The following is a 22302-nucleotide window of genomic DNA, read 5'->3' as shown; positions in this document are numbered from 1 at the left end:
GTACTTGCACAGCAAGTTTTATATCACAATAATGCGACAGGTTGGTTGACATTTAGCGGAATAGAGATTAACGAACTCTGAATGCTGGTGAGTTTCACCGATAATTGTAATGGAATGGGCTTTATAGAATCGAGAATGGGAGTGATACTCCCTGCTACAGAGAGAACAGGGAACAATAATAAAATAAAAACCAAAGGAAAGGGTCATAGGATTCCATTGATTTTATATGCTATAGTATTAAAAGGTACTACCTAGTAATAATAAGGGTTTTTATATGGCTACATCCGTTAAACTTGATGATGATTTAAAACATCGTATTCAGCACCTTGCCGATTTGCGTCACCGTTCAGCACATTGGATTATGAAGGAAGCCATCCGGGATTACGTTATTCGTGAAGAGTCGCGAGAAAGCTTTAAACAAGACGCGCTGGCTTCATGGAAGGTTTATCAGGAAACAGGAGAACACCTGACTGGTGAAGAAGTACGAGGCTGGTTAAAGGACTGGGGGACAGAAAACAACAAAGAAATACCTCCATGCCACGAGTAATTATAACCAAAGGTGCAGCACTGGGATTAGAGAATTGTAGACAGTTTTTAACTGAGAAAAATCATCAGACAATGAAAAGAGCTGCACTTGCAATTGAACAACAATTCTTACTTTTGGAATCAGAACCTGAAATAGGCAGGCCCTTTGATGAACTTCCAGAACTTCGCGAATTAATCATACCTTTCGGTGACTCTGGCTACGTGGCACTTTATCGTTACGAGATACCATCTGATATCGTTTATATACTTGCCTTCCGCCATCAGAAAGAAGCAGGTTATCAATAGCCATATTCCCCCTCATTCCTGCCTTCTTCCTCGTGTGAAAACTTTGCAGTGCAATGTCGAGACGCTTATTATTTTTTAGGTAATCTTTTATTAATTCCTGGAATAGATCAATAGATTCAGAACGCCGATGAGTTTCACCGATAAAGTTCAAGGGGTCGGAGTTACCCCTTGAGACCTACAGGAGAACCATGAATTAACCAGCCTGCTTCACATCCAAAGCTTGGCAAGCAACTGGCTTATTTTCTCCGCCACAAACTACGCAGAAGCAGAACTTGGCTGGTTGAATGCCAAGTTATAAAAATCTTGATATACTTCGCGCGGTCACGGATGCGGTTGTATAGTGAGCTGATTTTTGTCGATAGCAAGGCGCTGAAACTGGCGGTCGGGGTAGAAATGTGGCGCGCACACAAGCTTAGGCTAATAGTTTATCCATGGTATCCTCTGTTTCCGGATTAGTAGCAAATAGCTATTAGCCATACATCACGTTTCCACAAGCCCCCCCCTACGATCCCGGACGGTCGGTTTTCCCGAGTCCGAGTCCGAGTCCGATTCTGACCTTGATTATACCTTCGGTCGCCTTTCTAAAGAACATGAAACTTAAGTGTTGACCCACATACGCCCCTCTATTTCTTAGTTTGCTTCCAAGGTTACCTCTACTATGTTCCTCGGCCTTACATTGTCCGAGTACTCAAAAGGCTATCAAGTGCCCAGAGCCCCTTTGCATGCTCAAGGTGTTACCTTTCACATCAAGGCATCAAGTACCTCGTCGACAGGAGTTACCCTACCTTCATCGCTCATACGAACTCATGCGACAATCCTAAATCCTCCTTATGCCTACGGAATTATCCTTGAACATAAGGTCTTTGCAGGTTGCTGTCAAACCCTGCTGGAACTAGGACCTTCCCGACGTTATCTCTACAAATCTTTCTCTGCGTGCAAGGACCCCTACCCCGACTGCTCTTATGGTGCATTTACCCGTTTCTTCCCATAAGACAACGGCCTTCCCGGTGCTATGAGCCGGTCGGCGCTTGGCAAAACCCACACTGCAACTTCTGTGTGGCGTAGTTTTCGAGGCTGCAGTCATTCTCTAATGTTCCAGCCCGTAGATTTGCTCGCCCCCCAAATTGCTCCTACCGCAGAATGCTTTAACTCCAGGCAGTCAGGGCTTTTACTTCCCCGCATATTTCAGTCTGTTACCTCGCTGAACAGGGGATATACTAACCGTCCGTTATCGGGCAACTGACGGTGAAGGGACTTTCACCCTTCAAGATTTGCAGCCTTGTCGGCCGCTCCCATAGCTGGCTACGTAACGGTTTCAGCAACGTAGTTATCGGCAAAACTCAGCCGTTAGAAATCTGCAGTCGTGACCGCGCGAAGTATAATTGTCTCATTTTACTTTCTTTCTGCTATTTCAAGTTGGCCAACCCCATGATTTACTCATAGAAGTTCACCTCAGCAAGAAAAACTGTTCTACTAAGAGTGTCAGGGGTAGTCTCACCCTGATAAAAATCCATTCGAATAGCGGTAGCATTCTTTATATTTACTGAAATAAAAGCAGTATACGTACCTACGTTGGGGTCTTGGCTGTCACGCTCAAAGTCGGTATACACTGCGACAGGATCAGTTGGGTAGGTAACCCCTCCATCGTTACTAACGAAAATTTCGACCCGATCAGGTCCTAAATTACCGCCCTTATCATTACCGCTCTTATCATAGTAAGTGACACTGATGAGGCCGATATCAGTCTCACTACCAAAATCGAACGCTACGCTCGTCTGGGGGATTCCCGTAACCGAAAATTTAAAAGCAACCCATTCATCACTCTCACGATCTCCATCAATAGCGGGTATCACGCCGTCTGTAAGTTGCTCTCCTGTTAGATCTGCCCAACCTGGAACAAAAGTGCTCCAAGGTTGCTCCCCAATATAATGGTACGTTGGCTGCCGGCCATTATTCACAGTAGGTCCTGGCACATGTTGCGTTAGCCAGATATCGAGATCATCCGCGCAGCGTGTGTAGGCGCCAGCAACATTGGTTGCAGATCGCCCCTTGGTACACGAGATCCTATCCGCGGCAATGACTGGCCAACGAAACTGTTGCGCGTTTGGGCTTTGGTACATTAGTGGCGACCAGCCAGGGTATGAAACGAAGTGCCAAGCATTTCTATTGATATTCGTCGTGAAGTCATAGAATCCATTGCGTGTTCCCAACGTCGGGATATTAGGGTTCTGTTCAAACCAAGATTCTACTCCTTGGCGCTTCAAATCCCAGTAATTTCTGAAGCTCGTTGGCTCGCAAACGGGCTGTATTGAAAGTGGGGTCTGGGGTATATCGAGATCAGCAAAGCAGGTTACGTCTTGATTAAATGTTTTAAAATCAGGAGCTGCCATCTTATTCGCGAAGAAGTCGTGATGAAATATGAGCTTGTCTTGCGGATTCTTTAAACCAACAACTTCGAGAAAGGTTGCGGGTGTCTGGCCGATCGAGAACCTTAGGATATCCGCGAACTCCACTGAGGATACGGGACGCCACTCATCCTGATATTCGTAGGTGACATCAAAGAAAAACTCTCCCCCGGGAGACGGATTACCAACAGTAATGCCACAGGGAGCATTAGAGCTAAGGGGGCTCGAACAGGACTCACCCGTACCCTGCTGATACGCCTCAGCAGTGAAGTCTTCGAGGGAGCGCACGAAAATAAGTGGGATAGGCGAATCATGTCGATAGTGGATATAAACATCCTCGTCTGAGTATCCTACCCCTCCCATGGTAAATTGCCGCACGAGATTCTGGTGCACCGTCGCCACACTAGATACCGTCTTTTGGCAAGCAAGCGCCACCATCGAATTCGGAGGTGTCAAGCAGAGATCATCGGCGATAAAGGGGTCTGTCACCGGGTCGCCACCCTGTTCACCCGTAGCCTTCCAGGCATTGAATTGGTAGGCCTCGACGAGTAGAATCAACCCACGAGCCTGATAATTATAGAATGCATTCATGAGCGATGAAACACTGGCATAGTAGTTCTGGTCGTCTTCGCCCCCTACCGGCAAGGGCAGAACATTTGGGTCGAGACAAGTCGCAATCACCCCGTCGATGGAGGAAAGCGAAGTCATTGAATTATTGATCTTAAATAACGCATTCATGATCCCGGTCGTCGTGGACGAGTTGTCGAGAACAGCGTTTGCCCAGTCTTCAACACAGAACGCGGAACCCGGGATGAGACAGTTTGTCAGCGGTGGAATCACTTTTGCCTCACTCGCCGTCGTTAGGAAGTCTTGGTAATCATCCGCCAGTCCATCGATCAAACTGCGAGCATTATTAGAAGCGTCAATAGAATCATTACAAGTCTGGGCACGGGTCGCTGCGGTGAAATTCGCAATTTGTTGGTTCATTTCTACCAGCGTTTGGTTAATCCCTTGCAGCTCGCCAGATATCTGGCCAAGTACTTGGTTGGTATTACCCACACCTGTGGTGAAGCCAAGCGCACTGAGAGCCCAACCCGCAGTTAAGCCGCCAGCCTTGGCACCTGCCATTTTCGCCGCTGTCAGCATCAGCTGGGTTGCAAGGTCACCCGCGGGCCCCACTGCTGCACCGACAGCCGATGGCAAGGTCGGCCGGTAGGCCCACCCAAGCTGCTGCACCAGCCGATTTGCCACTCTTGTATTGACGCAGCGGCTTTTTGTCTCCCTCTCCCCTAGAAGCGTTTCCATATCGATAAGCACATTGGGCAACGGGCAGACATGTCGGATGTCGTCGTCAGCCTTTGCTGTAGGGATCTTGTGATATTCTTTTATCACAAAAGAAAAATCACCTATATTTTTAAGCACTACATCAAACATCTCTCCATTGTATTCAACATCAATAAAAAGCTCCCCAGTATCGATTATGTAGACACCAGTTCCACGCTCTTTTGCTAAATCAACACTAAGTATAGAAAAATTAAAACCTCCATTATCCAGGAGAACAACTTGATAAGATTGACCTTGATATTCAAGGCTATTTATTGATAATTTTTTTTCATGAATATCGTAAAAACCATTAGCTGCAAATGCAACATTTACACTACTTGCAGCAATTACAATAGTTAATAATGCTGTTGCTATGATATTTTTCATTTACATATCCTCTATATTTGAAATGGTGTAACAGTAGATAAGACTATAGCGGTATCAAAAGTATAGTTTCTTTACAGTAAGATACCTACACTTGCCATTTACTAGTACTACTTATCCCTATACTCACTATATGCCCAAAACTTGCCCTAACCTTACTTTATAAAGGTAATCGTGTCAAGATCAAGCGCAATAATGTCCTGATCATCCATGCTGCCGTCGGAAAAAGCGCCAGCCCAGGTGATGGCTGAGAATATCTGGTGATTCCCAATGGGTTCGGTGCCAATAAAGGTATAAGCTAGTAAATTTATCAAATATACTTTTACCCCCAATGGAATCACGTCTGTCGATAATTTTAGAGGGTGGAAAGTTGCAGGATCATCCAGAAAACCTTCGGCCAGCGTCAGCGGATTCAAGGCTGTTACAAAGAACATGGTATTACCATCTGGCAGAATCCCGCCCAAATAAAAATCGTATAGCGGAACGTTATTCTTTATAGAAACGTTCACGGATAAAGTATCACTGCTTTGAAAATCGGCTGCATTCAAAGTTTGAGAAATTGTGGCAGTTGGAGCAATCGGCACCTGAACATTGAACCAAGCGTCAAAATCACTGCCGCATAGCGTGAAAGCTCCGCCAGGGTTCTTTGGGGAACGACTGCTAGTACATTTCAAATTCTCAACGGCGATGACCGGCCACCGATACTGCTCTCCATTAGCAGGGGGCCACCAGCCAGGAGCCAGTTCAAATTCATTACGACAAGGGTCACCCGAAAAGGGAACAACCCTTAGATCATAGAATTGGTTTCGGTTTTCCGGCAGCGATGGGTGAGTTCCTAAAATGTCAAATGTGAAAGGGGTTGATCCGCATTCCGCTACCATCGTTCCGGTTTTTGTGACCAATCGATTCACGGCAGCATCATTGCTGCAAAACGGCTGGGATGAAAAGCTCTTTAATATTCCCGTATCCATGAAACAAAACATTACATTGGGATTGACGGGTTCAAGTATTGAGCCGACTTGACCAATGTTAGCTTCGGCCGTGCTTGGGGTTAAGACGATTTTATCCGCCATGTTCTGAAAGCCAATGGAATTGAGATAATCTGCTGGCGTCTGCGAAGAATTCTGAGCATCGAGGGCTGTTGCAAGTTGCGCAGCGTTTGCTGGGGTCCATTCAGTATAACCCGAGAACATTACCTGTTTGCTGAAGCCCAAATCGGCTATACCTGCAGTTACTCCACAAGGATCCGCCGAGGTCAAAGGGGATGAGCAATCGTTCCCGGCCACCTCAGTAAATGCCTCAAGAGAGCGTACGAACAATGTTGCAGAAGCATTAGACACACCGACATCGGCGTCGTATTGGAGCAGGGTGTTGGTGTTGGTATAGGGCGCGCCACCCAGCTCGAACTGTTCCTGCAGATTACTGTAGACCGAATTGGTGTCGACAATCGCATTGTTGCAGTTGGTAATTACAGAACCTTTTGTTGCTAAAGTACAAATGTCCGTCGTAGCATCAGGGACGCTACCCGGTTGTCCGGCTGGTTGGCCGGCATTTAGCCAGGCTTTAAAATGATAGGCTTCGACTAGCAGAAGCAGTCCCCGAGTCTGGTAACTGTAATAAAAATTGATCAGGTTGGCGACCTGATCGTAATACTTTGTGTCGTCGAATTCACCGGCAGTCGGTGGTGGAAGTACGCTGGAATCAAGACAGGCAGCGATGACGCCTTGAGCGGAACCTACGGTAATTAACGCCTGATTGATCTGGTTGACTGCATTCAGTATCCCACTGGTTTCGGTGGCGTCATCTAATACCGCGTTTGCCCAATTTTCCAGGCAATCGCTAGGGTCCTTTTGTTCGGTGGTACATGCTGTAGGTGGCAGTGCAGGTGGATTGCCATCCGGTCCATTGCCCGACGAGGTTTCCACGAAACTCATATAATCACTGGCAAGGGAGTCAATCAAGGCACGGGCATCGTTCGTATTACTGCTGACCGCATCGCAGTTTAGCTGATCGATGGCATCTTGAATATTGACGAGTTCCGCATCGATATCTTTTAATGTATTTTCGATCTCAACGAGATCACTGTTAACTTCGCTTAGTTGCTTCACAATTTCGCTGCTATCATTCCCACTGGTTAAACCCAAAGCACCTAAAACCCAACCAGCAGCAGCACCACCAACCTCATTTGCCGCACTTTTCCCCACCGCCTCAAATAAGGTGGATGTAGTTGAGCTGTGTACGACTGGTGAAAAAAGCAAGGATAAAAGGATAAAAGCGAATAGGCTGCGATGTAACCATCGATAGCAATTAATATCCTCAGTCTGCGAATCACCGCTGACTAATATTGGAGAACAAGCAGATGATGCCTCTAAGATACTGAATTTCATGACGGACTCCACAATATATACTTACTGATTCATTTCAATAATACAAAAGTCAATAAAAACCACGCGATTAACTCAGTATCAATTGCAAAGGGGGTGCAGAATTTTGAGGGCACCTATGTCCGATGCCAACGTTGTATAGTTATTTGACGGAACTTTTTATATAAGTATACCTTAAACTTGATATAGTAGTTTGACCCTACGTCCCAACTTTATGAATTTAGTATATACTGCTCTAAACTATCATTTAGCTTCATTAATTAAAGGTGGTATCAATGCCAATTAAATCAGCTCACCTTGTTCCAGTAGCACTATTTGACTACCAATTATTTGAACCTGCAGATAGGCTTCCCGCTTTCCGTGATTTGACTTCAGACATGTATGATATTGACGCGATAGGCAATAGAGATGAGTTTAAAGTTAGAGCTGACGGATATAGGGTTGATAACTTAATTTTTAATACCGTCAGTTTTTCACCTTCAACATTTCATCGCAATACCTCACATTTACAAGGTGATAAACAAAATTTTTTAGTATTAGAATTCATGCTCGAAGGACGACAATTAGTCACGATGAATAGTGGTCAAATTCATATGACTAAAGGTACTATTTATCTGAGAGATTGGGAGCAAGAATTTAAATCGGATACTGATTATATGCGGTTACACTCTGTCATTATTCCTCGTGATCGACTCAAAGTTAGCCAGTATTTGAATGAACAACATCCCATTTTATCTTTGTCTACTAATGAAGCCTCAGGTGAATTGATTTCAAAAATTTGGTTGCACTTATTGTCGCAATTTTCTTCAACATCCGTTTCTGATGCTAAAATACTTACTAGTGATTTTCTTAGCATGTTAGATGATTTACTTGGGTATAACTCTACCAATAAGCCAAACACATCATTTGATTCTATGTGCCACTATATTCTGTCTAGATTACACAATGAGATCTCGGCGTCTGAAATATGTAATCACTTTCATATTTCTCGTAGCTCTGTTTATAGGGCGTTTGAATCAGAGGGCGGTATAAAGCGATACATAACAAAGGAGCGGTTAAGGAACTGCTATTTAGAATTACGCATTGCTGATCCTTCACGAACAAAAGTCAGTGATATATTTCAAAGTTGGGGGTTTTATGAGGCTAGTACTTTTACCCGAGCTTTCAAGCGAATATATAAAACGACACCGTCTGCAATATTACAAACTCAGGGTAACTATGATAATGCATCAAAATCAAAAAGTGAAATAGCAAACAAAAAGTTATACAGTAAATATCACAATTGGTTTAAAGAAATAACTGGAAATAACGCTAGCTAATTTAGTCCCTTGAGTAAAAATCATGGGGTCAGCTAGCAATACCGCTACCAGTGGCACATTAAGTGTTTGAATTATATGAATTAAGGTTAAATAACTATCGCTTTCTTAAAGCATGGTCACTTTAAAAAACAATGATTTGAGTAGCCTTATATTAATTTAATACAGCTATTTTTAATAATGGATTGGGGTAAGCTATTGTTTATTACGTTGTTATCATTTTCAATATCAACCGGAAAATTCATAACCAATTGATTTTGCATCAGTTAAAATGACTGGTAGCGACATTAGGGTCAGCCAGCTTGATCTGGAATCATGGGATCAGCAATTCAATCATTAGGGAATCATGGGGGCGAATTGATCTACTCAATCATTAGCAGATTAGCTACTACAGCCATTTAAATTAGGAGAATTATCATTGATACTTCTGTTGTTCTTATTCACGGCACCAACGCAGGACCTTGGACCATGTCGAAATTTTCCAGGTATTTTGAACAAAGGGGATTTCGTTGCTATAGTCCGGCTTACCGCCATCACGACAAACAGCCTTCGGAGCAAACTTCGGCGCTACTTGCTGAAACGAGTATTGCAGATTATGTCGATGACATTGTAGAATTCGTAGAAACTTTAGACACAGCGCCGATCCTGGTCGGGCATTCCCTGGGGGGCGTAATCGCACAAAAGGTGGCTACCATGGGACTTGCCCGCGCAATAGTGCTGCTGAATAGCAGTGTTAATTGGGGTATTCTTCCGACCACCGACCAGGAACGCGCTCTTGGCAAGATGTTTATGAGGGCTGGCTCATTTTGGCAAGGCACTTTGCTGCCCGATTTTGATACCATGGCTAAATTTGGCCTTAATAAACTGGATGCAAACGAGCAGCGCCGGGTCTTCGATCGTTTGCTACCGGAATCAGGACGAGTCATGTTTGAACTATTCTTCTGGATTTTCGATGAGAACCAGACCACAAAGATTGATTACGACAGTGTTACTTGCCCTGTTTTAATGGTATCTGGCGCTGACGACTTGGCCATCCCTCCCTCTACTGCTCGCCTGATTGCCGATCAATATGGTGCGCGGGCAACCTTCCATGAAGCCGAAGGTTTCGGTCATTATCTGACGCTAGAGCCGGAATGGAAGAAGATCGCGGAACTCTGCTCAAACTGGATGAATGAGCAGAAGACTACGGTTTGAACATATAGAAAAAGCTTATGAAAAACTCTTTTTGATAACTTCACACTTAAACTGAATGGCAGCTTTGGGTCGCTATGTATAGCTTTACATAGCCAATCCTATGTATAGTTCATAACTATGTATAGTGAGCAGGTGGACGCTGTCTGAGAAGCACATTTTTATTGGGTTTCAAGCAAATTGGACTTTCATAAGCTTGACATAGTTTTACCTGTGATTAGAAGTGGTAGTCCATCCATTTCAGGAAATTATCACGAATCACGACTACTACAAGCTAAGGAAATTAGCAAGGAAACTAAGCAAGGAAATTAGGTAAGCGCTCAATAGTCAGCGTACTTCACGGCAACTCAGATTAATGCCAAACTATCCCCATTGTTAAATACCACGGGGAATTTTAAATGGCAGCGTTAGAAAAAATACAGGAAAAGACTTTCTGGCCTATTCACATAGAGCACTGGCAGGCATCAGGCCAATCACAGGCAGCTTATTGTCGGCAACATGATTTATGCCCGCAAAAGTTCGGCTACTGGAAACGTAAATCGACTGTAAAGCCTACTACTTCCCCTACAGGATTTACGCGCATTCGGGTTGACGAGGGTATCTCACCGGATCTAGCTATTGGATTATCCTTACGATTTAATGATGGCACACGTCTGGAAGGTATTACGCAGGATACTATGCCGTGTATTCAACCACTGCTTGAGCTGTTGCGATGACGGTTGTTATGCGTCCCTCTCTGTCTTTGACAGAAGTGTATCTGTATCGGCAGCCCATTGATTTTCGTAAGTCACATCGGGGCTTATCGGCGATTGTTGAATGTGAGTTAGGGCATAATCCTTTTGAGGGGGCTCTCTATGCCTTTACGAATAAACAGCGGAATAAGATTAAATGTCTGTTCTGGGAAGATAATGGTTTTGTCCTTTATTACAAGTCATTGGTAGAAGACAAATTTAAGTGGCCTAAAGGTGATGAAGAGACATTAACCTTAACAGGACAGCCGTTAAACTGGTTGCTGGATGGCTTTGATATTAGCGCGATGAAGGGTCATAAAAAACTTCAATATGAGTCTGTTTTTTAGCTGTTTTTGTGTTCATTATTGCCACTATAAAGGCTATAATAAAGCCATGATTTTAGCCGATATTTCAAATATAAAACAACAAGATAAAGCCGGTTCTTTGCTGTCGGAGAGTGTTGCTTTGTTGCTTGGAAAAGAAGAGGCTATTGATGAACTGACGCGTGTGATTGAAGTTAAGTCTGGGGTGATTTCCGAACAGAAAAAACGCATCCTTATTCTGGAAGAGGTACTACGCTTATCTAAAATAAAACGCTTTGGGTCATCGAGTGAACAATCTCATCAATCCTCTTTGTTTGATGAAGCAGAGAATGAAGCAGATAGCAGCGAGGAATTAGACCAGGAAGCTGATGAAGCACCTGAGGGCGATAAGCAGACAAGTTCTACTGGCACGTAAGCGCTCAATAGTCAGCGTACTTCACGGCAACTCAGATTAATGCCAAACTATCCCCATTGTTAAATACCACGGGGAATTTTAAATGGCAGCGTTAGAAAAAATACAGGCAAAGACTTTCTGGCCTATTCACATAGAGCACTGGCAGGCATCAGGCCAATCACAGGTAGCTTATTGTCGACAGCATGATTTATGTCCGCAAAAGTTAGGCTACTGGAAACGTAAATCGACTGTAAAGCCGACTACTTCCCCTACAGGGTTTACACGTATTCGGGTTGACGGGGATCGTTCATCTGCGCCAGTCCCAGGATTATCTTTGCAATTTAATGATGGTATTCGGTTGGAAGGTATTACGCAGGATACTATGCCGTGTATTCAACCACTGCTTGAGCTGTTGCGATGACGGTTGTTATGCGTCCCTCTCTGTCTTTGACAGAAGTGTATCTGTATCGGCAGCCCATTGATTTTCGTAAGTCACATCGGGGCTTATCGGCGATTGTTGAATGTGAGTTAGGGCATAATCCTTTTGAGGGGGCTCTCTATGCCTTTACGAATAAACGGCGGAATAAGATTAAATGCCTGTTTTGGGAAGATAATGGTTTTGTCCTTTATTACAAGTCATTGGTAGAAGAAACATTTAAGTGGCCTAAGGGTGAGGAAGAGACATTAACCTTAACAGGCCAGCCGTTAAACTGGCTGCTGGATGGCTTTGATATTAGCGCGATGAAAGGTCATAAAAAACTTCAATATGAGTCTGTTTTTTAGCTGTTTTTGTGTTCATTATTGCCACTATAAAGGCTATAATAAAGCCATGATTTTAGCCGATATTTCAAATATAAAACAACAAGATAAAGCCGGTTCTTTGCTGTCGGAGAGTGTTGCTTTGTTGCTTGAAAAAAAACAGGCTATTGATGAACTGACGCGTGTGATTGAAGTTAAGTCTGGGGTGATTTCCGAACAGAAAAAACGCATCCTTATTCTGGAAGAGGTACTACGCTTATCTAAAATAAAACGCTTTGGATCATCCAGTGAACAATCTCATCAATCCTCTTTGTTTGATGAAGCAGAGAATGAAGCGGATAGCGATGAGGAGCTAGACCTGGAGGCTGATGAAGCACCTGAGGACGAAAAACAAACAAGTTCTACTGGCACCAAGAAAAAGCCGGGACGCAAACCCTTCTCAGATAAGTTACCTCGCGAGCAAATTTTTATTTATTTAACCGATGAAGAAAAAGAAGGTGCTATTGATACTTTCTTTACTAAAGTGAAAGAAGAGCTGGATATTATTCCTGCTAAAGTACGTGTTCTTGAATACATGCAGGAAAAAGCGGTCTTTATCAAACAGATTGAAGGCGAAAAACAACGCCAGGTTAAAGCCGCACAAATGCCCAGACACCCTATTGCCAGAGCAATGGGAAGCATCAGTTTAATGTGCTTTGTTATTATCGCCAAGTATGCTGACGGCTTACCTTTATATCGGCAAGAAGGCATCTTGTCTCGTTATGGGGGTGACATCTCCAGAGCGACATTAGCAAACTGGATGATCGCACTGGCTAAACAACTTCAGCCCCTGATTAACCTGATGCGAGAGCATCAACACACAGGGGCAGTCATACTCGCTGATGAAACGCGGGTTCAGGTATTACCTAAATCCTGCAAGCCCATATTTTGACTCTCATTAACCTGTCTAGCTAAGTGGTTATTAGGTTTTTACTGCCGCTTTGCCAGCCCTCTTTGTCCAACCGATCAAAATATCCAGATTTAAATCATAAATAGAGGAAATTTTTTGTATCGTATGGATATCCCCCGAGCCCAAGGCAATAAACACCCTGCCAACGTGCCATGACCTTTTAATCAAAGTGACTTAACTTCGGTTAATGTTAAGCGAGTAACCCCACCTTAACCCAATCATCCCATTCCTGTGGATAGAGCGGATCTGCAGGTGTTCTGACTCTCAGCTGATTATTGCCTGTGAGTAATTTTCCAGCCACCCGAATCAGATAAGTACGAAGTGTATCCGGCTCCCATTGGCACAACGTTTTGTTGCCACTCAATTGAGCCATCCAGCGCACGGTATTGTAGGCAAGAACGGCGCAATGAAATAATGCGGCATTAGCCAGAAATTGATTCGTTCTGATTTTACCTAAACCCATTTGTGATTTTGCTTCTTCAATCCATGTTTCGCACGTCGCTCGTTCACCATACTTCTTATGTGTTTGCCAAGGCGATAGAGGTTCAGTTGTTACATAACAAAAATAGTCATATTCTGCCGTATCCCAAAGCTCGGACTGAGGTCCTGTCACTTGTTTAGGTTGCTTTATCCTGACCGCGACAAACTGACGAGAGCGAGACCAGCCACCACAACGATATTGAAACTCGCTCTGCTCCCAACCGGGTCGGCCTTGTATGGCTGTCCAGGCCTGTTTGGCCAGCAATGCGTTCAAATTCTTAAGTTTAACCTTTATTAGATACCCATGCCCTCTGGTATCGAGAAATTCAAGCAAATCACCGACAAAATAACCACTGTCACCGCGAAAAATAATGCGCATCCGATTGGGCAAGTGTGCAAGTAACTGTTTGGTAAATTCTACAACACCATTGCTTGTAAAGGCATTGCCTGTCCGGAACCAGGCTTGTAAAATTTCTTTTGTTTCCGCTAGAAAAGCGAGTTGTGGATGGTATGAACGGGCACCTTTCTTTTTGGGGTTGAAGCCTTTGGCACTTCCTTCTTGTCGACCACAAACGGTGTCCACAGTTGAATCGACATCGACCCACTGGACGGATTGTATGCCAGTTTTCGATTTTCCGGAACGAAGCAATCGCCGCCAGTGTTGACCACGCAAAGTATGCGTGAGCGTTTCAAACTGGCTTATCTGCCTATCACTTACTTCTTTAAAGATCCGTAAAATTGTGGTTTCAACAGGAATCTTTATCCAGCCAGCTACTTTGCGCAGTACGCTATCTGCCCATACGGTCGTCACCTTTGCCATTGATGTTGCTCCCCCCATCATGCCAACCAACGTCAATAGAACCACATCAGATAAGTGATGGTCTGCATTTTCACCCCGCCGATGTGGAACGCTTTGTTTTACGGTTTTTTCAAAACCTATCCTGTCTAAATATTTCACGACGGGAATCAGTCCCGCCTGGCTTGTCAATCCATGTGCTGTAGATGTCATTTTTACCGTTCGGGTACGGTTTCTTACGTGAGATGAGGATTTTGATACTTTAGAGGGCTTCATTAAAACAATGAGATAGTGAAATCAGGAAAATGATATTATATCATTGTTTAATAAGGAGTTTTGTGGATTATTATGTATAATGCTTGCAGGATTTAGGTATTAAAAGAACCGGGGCGGCCAGCGACCTCAGATAAATATATGTGGGTGACGCTTGGCGGGCCACCGGGTGAAAAAAGCATCCTGTTTGAATACGATCCCTCTCGTAGTGGAGACGTCCCCATGCGCCTGCTTGACGGCTTTAGTGGCTATCTGCAAACCGATGGCTATGCGGGGTACAATGCCGTGTGCCAAAAAAACAGCATCACCCAGCTGGGGTGCTGGGATCATGCGCGTCGTTATTTTAAAGATGCCCAGAATGCACAGCCTAAACGCAAAAAGGGACAAAATAACAAACCCTCAAAAGCAGGTAAAGCGCTGAGCCTGATCAATAAACTGTATGTCATTGAGCGAGAAATTAAAGACCTGTCAGTGGATGAAAAATATCAGCAGCGCCAGGAGAAGAGCATTCCTGTATTGAACCAGCTCAAAGCCTATCTGGAAGAAAACCAGCATAAAGTACCTAAAGATAGCCTGACAGGAAAGGCAATGACTTACCTGAGTAACCAGTGGGAAAAACTCAATGTGTATTGCACCCATGGTGAACTCAATATTAGCAACATCCTGGCAGAAAATGCGATTCGCCCGTTTGTGATAGGGCGCAAAGCCTGGTTATTTTCTGATACCCCTGCGGGTGCTCGTGCCAGTGCAATACATTACAGCCTGATAGAAACAGCTAAAGCAAATGGGCTGGAGCCTTATGCATATCTTAAGCAGGTTCTCACTGCTTTACCTTATGCTGATACGGTTGATAAAGTGGAGGCTTTGTTGCCCTGGAATATTAAAAAATCAGATACGCCTGAATAGGGCAAGTACGTGCTTCGTTGAGCGCTTACACTGGCACGAAGAAAAAGCCGGGACGCAAACCCTTTTCGGATAAGTTACCCCGCGAGCAAATTTTTATTCATTTAACGGATGAAGAAAAAGAAGGCGCTATTGATACTTTCTTCACGAAAGTGAAAGAAGAGCTGGATATTATTCCTGCTAAAGTACGTGTTCTTGAATACATGCAGGAAAAAGCGGTCTTTGTCGAACAGATTGAAGGCGAAAAGCAACGCCAGGTTAAAGCCGCACAAATGCCCAGACACCCTATTGCCAGAGCAATGGGAAGCATCAGTTTAATGTGCTTTGTTATTATCGCCAAGTATGCTGACGGCTTACCTTTATATCGGCAAGAAGGCATCTTGTCTCGTTATGGGGGTGACATCTCCAGAGCGACATTAGCAAACTGGATGATCGCACTGGCTAAACAACTTCAGCCCCTGATTAACCTGATGCGAGAGCATCAACACACAGGGGCAGTCATACTCGCTGATGAAACGCGGGTTCAGGTATTAAAAGAACCGGGGCGGCCAGCGACCTCAGATAAATATATGTGGGTGACGCTTGGCGGGCCACCGGGTGAAAAAAGCATCCTGTTTGAATACGATCCCTCTCGTAGTGGAGACGTCCCCATGCGCCTGCTTGACGGCTTTAGTGGCTATCTGCAAACCGATGGCTATGCGGGGTACAATGCCGTGTGCCAAAAAAACAGCATCACCCAGCTGGGGTGCTGGGATCATGCGCGTCGTTATTTTAAAGATGCCCAGAATGCACAGCCTAAACGCAAAAAGGGACAAAATAACAAACCCTCAAAAGCAGGTAAAGCGCTGAGCCTGATCAATAAACTGTATGTCATTGAGCGAGAAATTAAAGACCTGTCAGTGGATGAAAAATATCAGCAGCGCCAGGAGAAGAGCATTCCTGTATTGAACCAGCTCAAAGCCTATCTGGAAGAAAACCAGCATAAAGTACCTAAAGATAGCCTGACAGGAAAGGCAATGACTTACCTGAGTAACCAGTGGGAAAAACTCAATGTGTATTGCACCCATGGTGAACTCAATATTAGCAACATCCTGGCAGAAAATGCGATTCGCCCGTTTGTGATAGGGCGCAAAGCCTGGTTATTTTCTGATACCCCTGCGGGTGCTCGTGCCAGTGCAATACATTACAGCCTGATAGAAACAGCTAAAGCAAATGGGCTGGAGCCTTATGCATATCTTAAGCAGGTTCTCACTGCTTTACCTTATGCTGATACGGTTGATAAAGTGGAGGCTTTGTTGCCCTGGAATATTAAAAAATCAGATACGCCTGAATAGGGCAAGTACGTGCTTCGTTGAGCGCTTACGAAATTAGGGTCTTTGGTTTATGACTACGCCTCAGTCAGTGATATTGTTAAGAATCATAAATCAAGGCTCTGTCACCGTTAAGTGTGGAAAAATACAATCCAATTTCTTAATGCCCAAAACACAAGGCTTGAAGCAGAATTCTACTGCCTATATAAGTCATTAAAATAATAGCGGTTTTCTAAATTCCACACTTAACGGTGACAGAGCCTAAATCAAAGACCGTGACCCCCGAGGTTTGCTTTGTTCTTTTTGATTCACACGTTGGACAAGGGAAAGCATCTGGTTTGCTTTCCACGTGAACAGCTATTTTTCTTTAGATAAACTAAACACTAAGAATCAAAACGCATAGCCTATTCAATTCATCACATCTTTGTCTTGCCAAAGAGAGGTTTTTGACTAATTGTTGAGCGTACGAATTATATTTTCTTGCAGGTTTTTTATTTAACTTTCTTTTATCACCAACTTTCTTTCGGCTGGGATAGCCAATATCAATTAACCTTTGCTCTGTATCAATGATTAATTCATAGTCTTTAATTTCACCCAAACTATTATCTAAAGCAGTAAAGTGGTCATGACTTGCTAGTAACCAAGTCTCAGTGTTTTCAGTTGGTAATATGTAATAACAGTGTTCAGGCTCATTTTCTAAGGAAAACCTATTATTTAAGGCTTCTTCACAGCATTGTCTTTGCATTCTACCTGCGTCAATACAAACTTTATTTAATTGGCCTGCTATATCTGTATCCATTTGTACAAATAAAGCAGAGGCTCCATTAAAATCAATTAGCATCTGAATTTTATTTTTATTAGCTTGGCACCAATTTGTAACCTCACCGAAACCATGCTGTTTATAAGTGCCACTAGTTGAATCTTTTTGAGGTGCAATCACTATAAAAGTAATTTCATTATTACTAAGGTGTTTAGCTATGGCTTGAAAAATAATAACATCTGTTTCTCCTTCAGCAACTAGAAGTATATTTTTTGTCACTTAAAACCCTTCTGGCAAGCCACCAATCAACCCTGATAACCAAATTTCAGATAGCTTCATTCCTCCATGTTCTTTTACCCAATCATCGCGAGTAAATCCTTCTGGAGGAGGAATGCGATTAACTTCAGTGTGCCCCTTGTCATTACGACTTACAACAAATAAACGATGGAGAGGATTAAATAAATCAATCGCATCCAAGGTTGTGGGGTTGTGAGTAGTCATTAAAATTTGTTTTTCTGGGTGTTCTTCTAACATAGTTGAAATATTACCCATTAACTCTCTGACTAGACCTGGGTTTAAAGCATTATCAACATTATCTAATGCAAATATATCTGGCGATTTTTGATGAAGTAATAGCACCAAAATAAATAAAATATACAAGGCTCCCTCGCTAACATCATAAGCATAAAGATTGTTAAATTTTGTACCCATATACTTATCTGTATATCTTACAACTCGTTTCCCTGTATGCAAGTGATTGGATTGTAATTCGGGAGAAATTTCCTCGGTGGTAGCAATTTTTTCAAACCAATCTAATAATTCGAAAAATCGACGCAAATCATGCTTTACAGATTTATGGGCATCTTGAATAACTTCATTTAATGCAACAGCTAAGCCACCTCCATATAACCCTAGAGGTTCTTTACGACTTTCATCAGGTGAAACTCCTCGTAGAATTGGAGTCGATAGAGAGTAAATGGCATATTTCTTAATTGTATTTAATTGCTTTAACTCTTCTTCAGTAAAGCTACCCAATGCTTCTAGTGTTGACATAACACTTTGAAGTTTTGGTAACTTTTCAAATGGCATATTATCCAAAGAACTAATGGAAACACCACGGTTACTACGTCCACCTAGCTTATGATTACCTTTACTTATTTTTTCAGCAGAGAAAATAAATTCTGTTTCGTCATTAGGGCTAATATTTGCGTGATAATTAAAGTCATCAAACTCAGCATCTAAGGAAAAGGTGTTTTTGCGAGATAAGTTACGAAAAGAGGATTTAAAAACTTCTGGAGCAGACAGCCTGATCCCCCTATCTGCTAATTTGTTATAACTTACTTGTCCATCTAGAGCGCAAGACAATACACCGATAGCTTCTAAAAAGTTGCTTTTACCTGCTCCATTAGTACCAATAAACACATTTAGCTGACTAAGCTCAACTGTTTGATATACAATAGATTTAAATGATTTAATAGTAACTTGTTTAATGGGCATGGTATCGAATAGGCAATTTCAGATGAATCCTTTATCTTTAATATGGCGTGTATTATACGTAATATAGTAGATCTATTCGTATTAATGTAAAGTCCTAATATTTTTTTCGCTTTTTCAATCGCGTGGTAGTCGTCCGCATTTCCTTTTCAGCTCTCAGTTTGGTAAACATCAGAGTTTCGTTTTTGTTCTTTTCAAAGCCCTTGGCAGTCTGTCGAGCTTATTTTCTTGGTACCCAGCTTGGCAAACAACAACGCCAGGGTCAGGTCTTTGGGTCAGGTCTTTGGTTTATGACTACGCCTCAGACAGTGATATTGTTAAGAATCATAAATCGAAGACCCTATCGTTTTATACTATCATTTTCCTCCTCAAATGGCTTGACACCGTGTCGAGAAATCGTTTATTTTGCCTCTACCGAAACTCGTGTTTCGACTCCAATAAAATAACCGGTTCTACAGCGATCGCGGACTAGCTGTCCTCTCATCCGCTCTCCGTGGCTGGTGCGAATGTAATTGTTTTTACATAATATCTACTAATTTTAAGTAAATTTACACTATAATACTTATTTATAAACATTTTTTTATGTTTGTAGGTGTTTTTAAACAGTCGGTATTTATATGAATCAAAACAAAATAGGTCTTGCATGGATTAAAGAGCAATTTATTCTTGACGATATTAAAATTGATACCGAATGTTTTGCCGCAAAAATTTCCTCAATCAACAAAGAAGATATGCAATGCCATCTCTATCCAGAATCTTACCGCCCTAAGGACACGGTTGTTGAGCAATTAAAATTTGCACTAAAATATGAGTCATTGAATCTTCGATGCTTATCAGCTTTATTCAAGAAACCTGATATTGATAAAGAGATTGAGAAAGCTTTAGTTTCAAGTCCAGGTAGCAAATACAATAGACTGATTGGCTTTTATTATGAGTTTTTGACAAACAAATCACTTCAGACACAAAAATTGCTGACAGGTAATTATATCGATGCGGTTAATAAAGACAGTTATTATGTTGCACCCAGTATAAAAGAACAAAAATTTCGTGTTAATAACAACTTAACGGGAAATGGCATGCTAACCATGCTAATTCATAGAAATGAAAAGCTATTAAAGGATGATGAACTTAAGCTTTTACTGATTGAATCAGTTTCAGGATATCCTGTTGAGTTCCTTGATAGAGCCACTCGCTACTTAATTTCCAAAGAAACAAAGTCTTCTAATGAAATTGAAGCAGAAAGCATTAGTCCAAACAAACTGATTAAGTTCATCTTTGCACTGGAAACAATCAATAATGAAGAGCTAACAAAAGAAAAGCTGATTGATACCCTGAATATTATCAAAGAAAAGCACTATCATGAATTCGATTACAGAGTTGAACAAAATTATCTAGGCGATTCTGGGTTTAATTATATTGGCTCTATTGATTATGTCCCCCCTAAGCCATTTGATGCACATGAATTAATGGACGAATGGTTTTTGGTTAGGAATAAAGTCTTACAATCAGATATGCCGTCCATAGTTAAAGCAGCTGCTTTATCCTCAAGCTTTGTTTTTATTCATCCTTTCATGGATGGAAATGGTCGCATTAGCCGATATATTATGCAAGATACCTTATATAGAATGGGCGTTATTGATAAACAATGCTCTCTTCCCTTATCAAGCGGACTATTGTTAGAATTAAAAAAGTATTATGATGTATTAAATGAAAAATCTCAGAAAATAATGGAATATGTTGATTTTCATCTTGATGACAATGGAGGATTAACGGTAAACGGCGACACCGCAGATTTATACAGGCACTTAAGCTTTGATTCAGACGCGCTTTTTTTATCGAACATTGCTAAAAAGGTCACTCAAGAGTTAGTCCCTAAAGAAATGGAAAAGCTTAAATTATTTGATAGTATTTTTCAAAATTTAAAAGAAAATATTGACCTTCCTAATAAAGATATTAGTTTAATAACAACACTTTTAATGAATAACAAGGGAAAGATTAGCATAAAAAAAAGAAAAGGTGTATTAGGTCATATTCATGCTGTAAGTCTTAATTATGCTGAGCAGGTTTATGAAGAGACTTTTTACAGCTTAATTTAAAAAACCGTCCTGATTACCCATAAACTCCCAGCTATATTCGTCATTCCCAGAACATTGGGGTCTTTGATTTATGATTTTTAACAAGAATGTCATACCTTGAAATTCAAGAATATTCACTTTTAAGCCCTATTATCATAAATCAAAGACCTTTGTTTCGCTGTGTAAGTGAGTGAAGTTGAATGTCATCACTAAAATAGTGTAGTGCGGGTTTCACGCAGTCATTAATTTCTTTTTCGGTCATTGTTGTTTCTATCACGATTCGACTTTTATTGCCCTTAATGCGTGAATCCTCAGATAAGCTAGTTTCAATGGTGCCAATGAAATCAGCAATAAGATTATCTAAATCTTCACTAGAAATTTTCGAAGCGGATGCTTTTTTTACTTTTAATTCGTACATGTATTGTGTCCTTTATATTACTGACCTTAGCGCCAAATCTAAACGGTTTAATGTGTAGTATAAATGGCTTGAGTTCATTGCAGGTAGCTTATTTAAGTAATGCTTCAAATGCATCAGTCTGATGCTGAGTTTACTGTACAGTAGAGAGACGCAGAATTTGAAATATCAACCAAAAGGGTCAGTATCTAATGCTGCTTACTTAAGCCTTTATTAATTCAATATCAATGAGTTGAGAAGGTTGGGTTAGATTTTTTTTACGAAGAAAAAAACGTAACCCAACAATACACTGATTTACATGAAAATGCTGGGTTACGTCATCTGCGCTTCGCTTGATAAGCTAACCCAGCCTACAATCATAAGGTTTGCTGATTACGTACAACTCTCAGCTACAGTAGAATAAACCTAGAAAATCAGCATGTTAAAAACCTCGTCATTCCCGAAGTCTTTTATCGGGAATCTGTACTAAACCCATGAGATTCCTGCTAAAAGCTTGCAGGAATGACGGAGAATAGCTGAGAGTCATGGGTAATCAGGTAAGGTTTTGTTTACAAAAGCAGTATTAGAGCAGTATCGATTGAAATTTAAAATAACTCAATGCCTGCTATGGGGCGATTGCTGTCTTTTAATGTAAGTAAAGTTCAATCTTGATAAATTTTTAAAAAACTAGATAAATACCTATCTGGCTTTTTTTGGTTTTTATTATAACCCCAAAATTAACAACACGCTTTCAGAGGGGCTTGCCTTAATTCATACCCTTTTTCTTAATACTCTATAAATTATCAGGCAGTGCCTACGAACCTACC

General features: G+C 41.9%; 17 protein-coding genes and 3 pseudogenes. 14 read left to right on the top strand and 6 right to left on the bottom strand.

What is annotated here, in order from left to right; genetic code table 11:
• Positions 1 to 274 precede the first annotated feature (274 nt).
• Both ACQY3F_RS04705 and ACQY3F_RS04700 read left to right on the top strand, forming a co-directional pair.
• Positions 275 to 547, top strand: a complete 273-nt coding sequence (locus ACQY3F_RS04705; protein ID WP_428353691.1) for a CopG family ribbon-helix-helix protein — start codon at positions 275 to 277, stop codon at positions 545 to 547.
• Positions 535 to 831 carry a type II toxin-antitoxin system RelE/ParE family toxin gene (locus ACQY3F_RS04700; RefSeq protein WP_428353693.1) on the top strand — a complete coding sequence of 99 codons (297 nt, stop codon included), beginning with the start codon at positions 535 to 537 and terminating at the stop codon, positions 829 to 831. Before ACQY3F_RS04705 ends, ACQY3F_RS04700 begins: the two co-directional genes overlap by 13 nt.
• 1433 nt (positions 832 to 2264) lie before the next feature.
• Here the strand turns inward: ACQY3F_RS04700 and ACQY3F_RS04695 are convergent.
• Both ACQY3F_RS04695 and ACQY3F_RS04690 read right to left on the bottom strand, forming a co-directional pair.
• Positions 2265 to 4946 (bottom strand): hypothetical protein, encoded by a 2682-nt coding sequence (locus ACQY3F_RS04695; protein WP_428353695.1) that lies wholly within the window; start codon positions 4944 to 4946, stop codon positions 2265 to 2267.
• A gap of 152 nt (positions 4947 to 5098) precedes the next feature.
• Positions 5099 to 7330, bottom strand: a complete 2232-nt coding sequence (locus ACQY3F_RS04690) for a hypothetical protein (RefSeq protein ID WP_428353697.1) — start codon at positions 7328 to 7330, stop codon at positions 5099 to 5101.
• Positions 7331 to 7602: 272 nt separating this feature from the next.
• Here ACQY3F_RS04690 and ACQY3F_RS04685 point away from each other — a divergent pair, with 272 nt between their 5' ends.
• From ACQY3F_RS04685 to ACQY3F_RS04645, 9 genes and pseudogenes are all read left to right on the top strand, one after another.
• Positions 7603 to 8646 carry a helix-turn-helix transcriptional regulator gene (locus ACQY3F_RS04685; protein ID WP_428353699.1) on the top strand — a complete coding sequence of 348 codons (1044 nt, stop codon included), beginning with the start codon at positions 7603 to 7605 and terminating at the stop codon, positions 8644 to 8646.
• A gap of 399 nt (positions 8647 to 9045) precedes the next feature.
• Positions 9046 to 9837, top strand: coding sequence for an alpha/beta hydrolase (locus tag ACQY3F_RS04680; RefSeq protein ID WP_428357610.1), 792 nt, complete (start codon positions 9046 to 9048; stop codon positions 9835 to 9837).
• Positions 9838 to 10232: 395 nt separating this feature from the next.
• A complete protein-coding gene (tnpA, locus tag ACQY3F_RS04675) occupies positions 10233 to 10550 on the top strand; it encodes an IS66 family insertion sequence element accessory protein TnpA (protein WP_428353701.1) in 318 nt (105 codons plus the stop codon).
• Complete coding sequence (tnpB, locus tag ACQY3F_RS04670; protein ID WP_428353703.1) at positions 10547 to 10912, top strand: IS66 family insertion sequence element accessory protein TnpB; 366 nt, start codon at positions 10547 to 10549, stop codon at positions 10910 to 10912. Before tnpA (ACQY3F_RS04675) ends, tnpB (ACQY3F_RS04670) begins: the two co-directional genes overlap by 4 nt.
• 46 nt (positions 10913 to 10958) lie before the next feature.
• A complete protein-coding gene (locus tag ACQY3F_RS04665) occupies positions 10959 to 11303 on the top strand; it encodes a hypothetical protein (RefSeq protein ID WP_428353705.1) in 345 nt (114 codons plus the stop codon).
• Positions 11304 to 11385: 82 nt separating this feature from the next.
• Complete coding sequence (tnpA, locus tag ACQY3F_RS04660) at positions 11386 to 11703, top strand: IS66 family insertion sequence element accessory protein TnpA (RefSeq protein ID WP_428352923.1); 318 nt, start codon at positions 11386 to 11388, stop codon at positions 11701 to 11703.
• Positions 11700 to 12065 (top strand): IS66 family insertion sequence element accessory protein TnpB, encoded by a 366-nt coding sequence (tnpB, locus tag ACQY3F_RS04655; RefSeq protein ID WP_428353150.1) that lies wholly within the window; start codon positions 11700 to 11702, stop codon positions 12063 to 12065. Before tnpA (ACQY3F_RS04660) ends, tnpB (ACQY3F_RS04655) begins: the two co-directional genes overlap by 4 nt.
• Positions 12049 to 12495 (top strand): annotated as a pseudogene (locus ACQY3F_RS04650) (hypothetical protein); the annotation flags it as partial. The gene tnpB (ACQY3F_RS04655) and the pseudogene ACQY3F_RS04650, both read left to right, overlap by 17 nt.
• Positions 12496 to 12738: 243 nt before the next feature.
• Positions 12739 to 12972 (top strand): annotated as a pseudogene (locus tag ACQY3F_RS04645) (IS66 family transposase); the annotation flags it as partial.
• 208 nt (positions 12973 to 13180) lie between these two features.
• Here ACQY3F_RS04645 and ACQY3F_RS04640 read toward each other — a convergent pair.
• The gene (locus tag ACQY3F_RS04640; RefSeq protein ID WP_428352972.1) at positions 13181 to 14542 is read right to left on the bottom strand and encodes an IS1380 family transposase; all 1362 of its coding nucleotides are present in this window, start codon (positions 14540 to 14542) and stop codon (positions 13181 to 13183) included.
• A 108-nt stretch (positions 14543 to 14650) separates the two neighbouring features.
• On the opposite strand from ACQY3F_RS04640, the pseudogene tnpC (ACQY3F_RS04635) reads away from it, so the two are divergent.
• Positions 14651 to 15445 (top strand): annotated as a pseudogene (gene tnpC, locus ACQY3F_RS04635) (IS66 family transposase); the annotation flags it as partial.
• A 17-nt stretch (positions 15446 to 15462) separates the two neighbouring features.
• Positions 15463 to 16776, top strand: coding sequence for an IS66 family transposase (gene tnpC, locus ACQY3F_RS04630; protein ID WP_428353805.1), 1314 nt, complete (start codon positions 15463 to 15465; stop codon positions 16774 to 16776).
• 352 nt (positions 16777 to 17128) lie between these two features.
• Here the strand turns inward: tnpC (ACQY3F_RS04630) and ACQY3F_RS04625 are convergent, their stop codons facing one another.
• Positions 17129 to 17791, bottom strand: coding sequence for a hypothetical protein (locus tag ACQY3F_RS04625; protein ID WP_428353804.1), 663 nt, complete (start codon positions 17789 to 17791; stop codon positions 17129 to 17131).
• Entirely contained in the window at positions 17792 to 19009 is a 1218-nt protein-coding gene (locus ACQY3F_RS04620) for an AAA family ATPase (protein WP_428353803.1), read from the bottom strand.
• 614 nt (positions 19010 to 19623) lie between these two features.
• Here ACQY3F_RS04620 and ACQY3F_RS04615 point away from each other — a divergent pair.
• A complete protein-coding gene (locus ACQY3F_RS04615; protein WP_428353802.1) occupies positions 19624 to 21102 on the top strand; it encodes a Fic family protein in 1479 nt (492 codons plus the stop codon).
• Between the two features lie 139 nt (positions 21103 to 21241).
• On the opposite strand, the gene ACQY3F_RS04610 is transcribed toward ACQY3F_RS04615, so the two are convergent.
• Complete coding sequence (locus ACQY3F_RS04610; protein ID WP_428353801.1) at positions 21242 to 21499, bottom strand: hypothetical protein; 258 nt, start codon at positions 21497 to 21499, stop codon at positions 21242 to 21244.
• Positions 21500 to 22302: the final 803 nt, after the last annotated feature.

The organism is Methyloprofundus sp., from assembly GCF_965251085.1.
GTDB lineage: Bacteria > Pseudomonadota > Gammaproteobacteria > Methylococcales > Methylomonadaceae > Methyloprofundus.
This window is presented reverse-complemented; position numbering and strand designations above follow the sequence as displayed.